The 7,839-nt window shown below is 71.1% G+C and carries 7 protein-coding genes; 4 read left to right on the top strand and 3 right to left on the bottom strand.

Translation table 11 applies throughout. The annotated features are described in order from the left end of the window. Positions 1-219 precede the first annotated feature (219 nt). Complete coding sequence (locus AC069H_RS07325) at positions 220-1,110, bottom strand: NADP-dependent oxidoreductase (protein ID WP_478231673.1); 891 nt, start codon at positions 1,108-1,110, stop codon at positions 220-222. 133 nt (positions 1,111-1,243) lie between these two features. On the opposite strand from AC069H_RS07325, the gene AC069H_RS07320 reads away from it, so the two are divergent. Genes AC069H_RS07320 through mnmA form a run of 4 tightly spaced genes read left to right on the top strand, consistent with a single transcriptional unit; the run spans position 1,244 to position 6,258 of the window. After that, a complete protein-coding gene (locus AC069H_RS07320) occupies positions 1,244-2,497 on the top strand; it encodes a helix-turn-helix transcriptional regulator (RefSeq protein WP_478231672.1) in 1,254 nt (417 codons plus the stop codon). A gap of 24 nt (positions 2,498-2,521) precedes the next feature. After that, the gene (locus AC069H_RS07315; RefSeq protein WP_478230709.1) at positions 2,522-3,916 is read left to right on the top strand and encodes an MFS transporter; all 1,395 of its coding nucleotides are present in this window, start codon (positions 2,522-2,524) and stop codon (positions 3,914-3,916) included. Positions 3,917-3,964: 48 nt separating this feature from the next. Continuing rightward, a complete protein-coding gene (locus AC069H_RS07310; RefSeq protein ID WP_478230708.1) occupies positions 3,965-5,161 on the top strand; it encodes a cysteine desulfurase family protein in 1,197 nt (398 codons plus the stop codon). Between the two features lie 5 nt (positions 5,162-5,166). Further along, complete coding sequence (mnmA, locus tag AC069H_RS07305) at positions 5,167-6,258, top strand: tRNA 2-thiouridine(34) synthase MnmA (RefSeq protein WP_478230707.1); 1,092 nt, start codon at positions 5,167-5,169, stop codon at positions 6,256-6,258. A 78-nt stretch (positions 6,259-6,336) separates the two neighbouring features. Here the strand turns inward: mnmA and AC069H_RS07300 are convergent, their stop codons facing one another. Continuing rightward, positions 6,337-6,780, bottom strand: coding sequence for an N-acetyltransferase family protein (locus AC069H_RS07300; protein ID WP_478230706.1), 444 nt, complete (start codon positions 6,778-6,780; stop codon positions 6,337-6,339). Next, a complete protein-coding gene (locus AC069H_RS07295) occupies positions 6,777-7,814 on the bottom strand; it encodes an MBL fold metallo-hydrolase (RefSeq protein WP_478231671.1) in 1,038 nt (345 codons plus the stop codon). Before AC069H_RS07295 ends, AC069H_RS07300 begins: the two co-directional genes overlap by 4 nt. Between the last annotated feature and the right edge of the window lie 25 nt (positions 7,815-7,839).

Below are 7,839 nucleotides of genomic sequence, written 5' to 3'. Positions count from 1 at the left end.
CGGGGGGGGGAGGGGGGGGGGGTGGGGGGGGGGGGGTGGGGGGGGTTTTTGGGGGGAAAACCAAAAACCCCCCCCCACGACCCCCTCGACCCGGCATCGCCTCGCTCCGGTCGCGAAAGTCCCGCTCAGCACCTCACGCGTGCGATGAAGGGGCCTTTCATCGCGAATTTTGCAATGAAAGGCCCCTTCATCGCAGCAACCGGTGGGCTCGCGCGGCTGTCAGTCGAAGACCAGCGTGATCTTCCCGCCCGCGTGACCGGTCGCGCTCTCCCGGTGCGCCTCGGCGGCATCGGCGAGCGCGTAGCCGGAGCCCAGCTTCAGCTTCAACCCGCGCGCGACCAGATCCTCAAGCACCGCCGCGCTTTCTTCCCCACCGGCCGAGAACTTCAGCCCCTGGGCGTACGCCGCCGGGTCCGCGATCGTGATCAGCCGGTCGGGTGATCCGAGCAGTTCGACGGAGTCACCCAAGACACCGAAGCCCGCCGCGTCGAACACCGCGTCCACGCCGTCCGGCGCGACCGACCGGACCCGCGAAACCCAGCCGTCGCCGTACTGGACCGGCACCGCGCCGAGTTCCTTCACCTCATCCAGCGACGAGGCCCCGGCGAGCCCGACGACCGTGGCGCCCAGCGCGACGGCGGCCTGCGTCGCGATCCTGCCGACCTGGCCGCTCGCGCCGTGGATCACCACCGTCTCGCCCGGCTTGACCTCGAGTTCGCCCAGCACCCGCAACGCCGTCTCCCCGGCGATGGGCAGCGCGGCGGCCTCGGCCCAAGAAAGCCCGGCGGGTTTGCGGATGACCTTGCTCGCCAGCGCGTACTCCGCGTACGTGCCGGTGTCGGACCAGCCGAAGACCTCGTCACCGACGGCGAAATCGGCGCCTTCGCCCACCGCGTCCACGACGCCCGCCAGCTCCAGGCCGAGGATGTGCGGGAATTCGACCGGGCGGACCTCCGCCATGGCGCCGGACCGGATCTTCCAGTCGATCGGGTTGACGCCCGCGGCCTTGACCGCGACCCGCACCTGACCCGGGCCGGGCTCCGGCAGCGGGACCTCGGCGGACCGCAGGACGTCCGGTTCGCCGTACTGGGTGATGGTGATCGCTCGCATGTTCACTCCTATCGGATTCCTTCGCTGCGATCAGTCAACCGGCGTCCGGCCCCCGCCCGAACCAGCCGGACGAGCAGTGTTCACTAGCCGGGAGAGCAGCGTCCCCGCGCCGGAACGCGCTTAGTGTGGAGCCATGGACCCGCTGCACGTGCTGAGCCAGGTCGAGTACATGCTCGCCGCTCCGCGCCCCGAACTCCTGCCGCGCTTTTCCGAGACGGCCGCGGCCGTGCTGCCGCACCGCGCCGCCGCCATGGAGACCGGTGACTGCTCCCGCCTGCCGATCAAGGTCCACGGGGATCCGGAGATCACCGGCGCGGTCACGAGCGCCGAGCTTCAGCGGCTCGCCGCGCTCGGCGTCCCGGGGCGGGCGGTGGTGGCCGAAGAGACACTCGGCGGGAAACGCCGGAAACTCGTCGTGCTGACCTCGGCGCCGGTGATCGGCAAGGGCGCGATGATCGCGCTGGTCCCCGCCGACGACGAGCAGTCGGACAGCGCGCTCGAATTCGTCGCCAAGCTGTGGGACATCGTCAGCGTGAACGCCGCCCAGCGCGCCACCGACCCCGAGCCCGCCGTCCTGGAGAGCAACATCGCGGCGGCCACCGCGCGGGCGCGGGCGATCACCGATCTGGGGCAGACCCACGCGACCACGTTGACGTCACTGCTCTCGGTGCTGCGATCACGGCGGCTCGGCGACGCCGCCGCCCGGCAGACCGCGACCGACCTCGCCGCGGCCGCGCTGGTCGAACTGCGCTCGATCGCGGACCGCGACCAGGAACTCTCGGCGGAGCCCGCGTCGGAGGCGTTCGGCACTCTCGTCACGCAGCTGGCTCCTTTGGTGCGCCACGACGACGTGACCGTCGACCTCGCCGGGCCGGACGACGAACGGCCGCTCCCGCAGGACATCGCGCACACCGCCCGCACGGTCTCGCGCGGTTTGGTGCTCTCCGCGCTGGAGCGGGACAGCAGCCGGGTCCGGGCGTCCTGGCGGATCGACGGGCAGGCTCTCCGGGTCACCGTGCGCGACGACGGCCCGGACGTCGCCCGCGCCGTGCCCGCCACCGGGCTCACCGAGCGGATCACCCCGCTCGGCGGCCGCTGGGAGGTCGACGCCGTCCCCGGCTGGGGCGCCACGATCACCGCGATCCTGCCGCTGGGTGTCCAGGAAACGCCGGAACTGCGCCCGCTCGACCGGCTCAACCCGCGCGAACTCGAAGTCCTCGCCGGGATCGCGCGCGGGAAGCGCAACCGGCAGATCGCCGAAGAGCTGGCGCTGACCGAGCACACGGTGAAGTTCCACGTTCGGAAGATCCTGGGGAAGCTGGAGGTCACGTCGCGCGGGGAGGCGGCCGTGCTGGCGCGTGAGCTGCGCCTGGAGTCGGTGTCGTGAGCTTGACCTCCACCGAGCTGGAGGTTGCAGGCTCGTCGTATGACGATCACTGGGGACAAGGCCGAACCGAAGGGTGTGCTCTGGACACCTGAGCACCGCGTGACCACCATCGGGCTGCTGCTCATGGTCACGCTCATCGCGTTCGAGAGCATGGGTGTCGCCACCGCGATGCCGACGATGGTGGCCGACCTCGACGGCCTCGCGCTGTACGCCTGGCCGTTCACCACGTTCCTGGTCGCCAGCGTGGTCGCGACCGTCCTTTCCGGACGTCTCGGCGACCGCAAGGGCCCGGCGCCCGCGCTGCTCGCCGGTACCGCGTTGTTCGCCGCCGGGCTGCTGGTCGCGGGGCTCGCGCACGACATGCCGCTGCTCCTGCTCGGCAGGGCGTTGCAGGGCTTCGGTTCCGGTCTCCTGCTGGTCTCGGTGTCGCTGCTGATCGCGCTCACCTTCAGCGACCGCGAACGTCCGGTGATCTACGCCGCCAACGCCGCCGCGTGGGTGCTGCCCGCGGTGATCGGGCCTTCGATCGCGGGCGTGGTGACCGTGAGCGTCGGCTGGCGCTGGGTGTTCCTCGGGCTGATCCCGCTGACCGGGATCGGGCTCGCACTGCTGGTCGTCGTCACGCGCAAACTGCCGGCCCACGTACCCGGCGAATCCGCCGTTCGCGCCGGTGTCGTGCCCGCGGTGGTCGCCGCCCTCGGCGTCGCCGCGCTCACCTGGGCGGCGCAGCACCCCTCTCTCGCGGCACTGGCCTACGGCGGCGCCGGTCTGGTCGCCCTCGCCTACGCGCTCCGCAAACTCCTGCCCGCCGGGACGCTGACGTCGCGGCCGGGGTTGCCGACAGTGATCGCCTCGCGTGCGCTGATCGCGGGCGCGTACGCCGGGATGGAGGCCTACCTGCCGCTCACGATGACGGAGGTCCACGGCTACAGCCCCGCGCTGGCCGGGCTGCCGCTGACGGTGACCGCGCTGGGCTGGTCGGCGGGGTCGATGCTGCAGGGCCGCATGCTCGACTGGTCGCGTGAAGCGTCGCTGCGGACCGGGTTCGCGCTGGTCGCGGCCGGTTTGGCGATCTTCGTCTTCGTCCCGCTGCCGTCTTTCCCCAGCTGGATGGCGTTCGTGGCGTCGGCTGTCGGCGGCTCCGGGATGGGGATCGCGATGCCCGCGATCTCGGTGTTGCTGCTCCGCTACTCGCCGGAGGCCGAACGCGGGTTCAACACCTCGGCGCTGCAGCTCGGCGACTGGGTCGGATCGGCTCTGACCATCGGTTTGGGCGGGGTTCTGCTCGCTTCACTGGCGTCGGCGAAGGAGCCGTCGGCGGCGATCTTGGTGCTTTCGGTGGTGCTGACCGGCATCGCGCTGCTGGGGGTGCGGCTGACCGGCCGGTGGCCGTCGGATATGAGCGCCGCCACCCGCTGAGCAGGGTGGGCTTGGTCACGCCCCGGAGCGGTCTACCCTGGTGTGGCGATGACCTATCTCGACCACGCGGCGACCACCCCGATGTTGCCCGAAGCCGTAGCGGCGATGTCCGAGGCGCTGTCCACAGTGGGCAACGCCTCCGCGCTGCATTCCTCGGGGCGCCGGGCGCGCCGCCGGGTCGAAGAAGCCCGAGAGGTGATCGCGGAGGCGCTGGGTGCCCGGCCGTCCGAGGTGATCTTCACCGCCGGTGGCACGGAGAGCGACAATCTCGCGGTCAAGGGCATCTTCTGGGCCCGCAACGGCGAGGACGCCGAGCGCCGCCGGGTGCTGTGCAGCACAGTCGAGCACCACGCCGTCCTCGAGTCCGTCGAATGGCTGGAGCAGCACGCGGGCGCCGAGATCGTCTGGGTCGAGGTCGACCAGGCGGGCCGGGTCACTCCCGAGTCGCTGCGCACCGCCATCGGCGACAGCCCCGAGACGGTCGCGCTGGTCACCGTGATGTGGGCGAACAACGAGGTCGGCACGGTCAACCCGATCGCCGCGCTCGCCGCCGTCTGCGCCGAACACGAGATCCCGCTGCACACCGACGCCGTCCAAGCCGTCGGCGCGGTGCCGGTCGACTTCGCCGAGAGCGGCGCCGCGGCGCTGACCCTCACCGCGCACAAGCTGGGCGGCCCGTACGGTGTCGGCGCGCTGCTGCTCGGCCGCGACACCGCGTGCGTGCCGGTCCTGCACGGCGGCGGCCAGGAGCGCGCCGTGCGTTCGGGGACGCTCGACGTCCCCGCGGTGATCGCGTTCGCGACGGCGGTGAAGGTCGCGGTCGAAGGCCGCGAGGAGTACGCCAAACGCGTCGCCGAGCTGCGGGACGACCTGATCGAGGCTGTCCGGCGCGAGGTGCCGGACGCGGTGCTCAACGGTGGCGAGGGTGAACGCCTGCCCACGCACGCCCATTTCACCTTCCCCGGTTGCGCGGGTGACAGCCTGTTGATGCTCTTGGACGCCAAGGGCATCGAATGTTCCACCGGTTCGGCGTGCACGGCGGGTGTCGCGCAGCCGAGCCACGTGCTGCTGGCCATGGGTGCCGAACCCGCGGCCGCGCGCGGGTCGCTGCGGTTCTCGTTCGGGCATACCTCGGCGCCGGAAGACGTTGAAGCGGTTTCGAGGGAGATCGCGGGCGTCGTCGACAGGGCGAGGCAGGCGGGGCTCGCCGGAATGCGCAAGCAGACGCAGAAGCAAGAGGTGTGAGGAAGATGCGCGTACTGGCCGCGATGAGCGGGGGAGTGGACTCGGCGGTGGCCGCCGCGCGCGCCGTGGACGCCGGGCACGAGGTCGTCGGGGTGCACCTGGCGCTGTCGGCGAAGCCCGGCACGCTGCGCACCGGATCCCGTGGCTGCTGCACGATCGAGGACTCCGGTGACGCGCGGCGCGCCGCGGACATCCTCGGCATCCCCTTCTACATCTGGGACTTCGCCGAGCGGTTCACCGAAGAGGTCATCGAGACCTTCGTCGGCGAGTACGCCGCGGGCCGGACGCCGAACCCGTGCGTCACCTGCAACGAGAAGATCAAGTTCGAGGCGTTGCTCGACAAGGCGATGGCGCTCGGCTTCGACGCGGTCGCCACCGGGCACTACGCCCGTCTGTCCCTTGTGGACGGTGTGCCGGAGCTGCGGCGCAGCGTCGACTCCGGCAAGGACCAGTCGTACGTGCTGGCCTCCCTGACCCCGGAGCAGCTGCGGCATTCGCTGTTCCCGCTCGGCGATTCGTGGAAGACCGACGTGCGCGCCGAGGCCGCGAGCCGTGGCCTGTCGGTGGCGAAGAAGCCGGACAGCCACGACATCTGCTTCATCCCGGACGGGGACACGAAGAGCTTCCTGGAGAAGCGGCTCGGCCAGCGTCCCGGGCAGCTCGTCGACGCCGAGACCGGCGCCGTGCTCGGTGAGCACACCGGCGTGCACGGCTTCACCGTCGGCCAGCGCAAGGGGCTCGGCATCGAGGCGCCGGCGCCGGACGGGCGGCCGCGCTACGTGCTCTCGCTGGAACCGGTTTCGGGCACCGTGAAGGTCGGTTCCGCGCGGGATCTCGGCGTGAACGTGATCGAGGCGGACCGCCCGATCTGGCCGAGCGAGCGGCCGCTGGACGGCCCCACCGAATGCGTCGTGCAGGTGCGCGCGCACGGCGGGATCGTCGAGGCCGTCGCGGAAGTCTCCGGCGACGAGGTGACCATCCAGCTCCGTGAGCCGCTGCGCGGCGTCGCGCCGGGTCAGGTCGTCGTGCTGTACCGCACCGACGCCGCCGAAGGCGACCTCGTGCTCGGCAGCGCGAAGATCTCGGGGACCCGCTGACCCCTCCCGCATTTCGTCCTCTGAATGCGGTCCTTGCGCGTGCAACTACCGCATTTAGAGGACTAAATGCGGCAGAGGTCAGAACTTCAGCTTGAAGCCGGTGTGCGTGGCCTCGAAACCGAGGCGCTCGTAGAACCGGTGCGCGTCCTCGCGTTTCACGTCCGACGTCAGCTGCACGAGGGCGCAGCCCCGTCGCCGTGATTCGTCGATCGCCCACCGCATCAGCTCGCCGCCGAGGCCGGAGCCGCGATGGCTCGCCCGCACCCGGACGGCCTCGATCTGCCCGCGCAGCGCGCCTTTCCTCGCCAGTCCGGGAATGATCGACAGCTGGAGTGTGCCGACGGCCTCCCCGCCGTCGTCGGCGACGATCAGCAGGTGCGCCGGATCGGCGTCGATCTGCTCGAAGGCCACGAGGTACGGCGAGAGGTCGTCGGCGGAGTCACGGGTGCTGCCGATCTGGTCGTCGGCGAGCATCCCGACGATCGCCGCGACGTCTTCCCGGCGCGCTTCACGGATGATCATGAGGCGTAGTGTCGCACCCCGTCGGTCTCGGCCGCGGTGAGTTTCCCTTCGGCCACCAGCAGATCCAGATGCGAGCCGGTCTCGAGCACGGCGAGCATCTGGTTGAACGGGTCCATGTCGGGAAGCTTGCGCTGCTTGCGCGTCCAGCCAAGCCGCAGCGCGACCTCGTACGCGGTCGTGACGTCCGCGGTGATCTCGGCGCCCATGACCTCGAGCCGGTCCCGGTGGTGCTCCAGCAGTTCGTCGACGCGGGCGTGGACGCTGCCGGTGACCGGGCCGTGCGCTGGGAGCATGCGCCGGTCCGGCATCTCGCGGACCAGGCGCAGGGAGTCGAGATAGTCGTGCAGGGGCAGTTCGGTCGGCACCGGCTGGAAGCCGATGGACGGCGTGATGTGCGGCAGCACGTGGTCGCCGGAGAACACCAGCCCGGCCTCGTCGTCGACGAACACGACGTGCCCGTCCGTGTGGCCGGGCGTGTGCACGATGTCGAACTCCCGGCCGGGCACGACCGGGCGTTTGCCGGGGACGAGCCATTCGTCGGGCTGTTCCCACAGATGCGCTTCGGTGTGCCGGACACCGCCGAAGGCCTTGGCGAGTTCCTCGACGACCGGCCCCGCGCCGCACCGTTCGAGCAGGCTGACCTGCGCCTCCATCGGGAACCGGTCCGGGTCGCCGGAGCGGACCAGTGACGGCTCCTCCCGCTTCCCGAGCCCGATCCTGCCGCCGAATTCGCGGCGCAGTTCCACGGCGAGGGTGTAGTGATCGCGATGCACGTGGGTGATCAGGAATTCGTCGATGTCGCCAAGATCGGCGCCGAGCGCCTTCAGCCCGCGCGAAAGCCGTTCGCGCGCCGACTCCAGCGCCCAGCCGGAATCCACGAGGACCAGGCGGGTTCCGTCGGTGACGACGTAGACATTGACCGCGCGCAACGCGTCGTGCGGCAGGGGCAGCGGGATGCGGTGGACCCCGGGCGAAACCGTGTAGACGCCTGGCTCGGCCCAGTCCCGTTCGCCGTTTTCGGGCAACGGCTCCATGGTGACCTCCGTCCCGGACGCACTC

This window comes from Amycolatopsis sp. NPDC043887 (assembly GCF_056435665.1).
The sequence above is the reverse complement of the archived record's forward strand: the minus strand, read 5'-3'. Positions and strand labels throughout refer to the sequence as shown.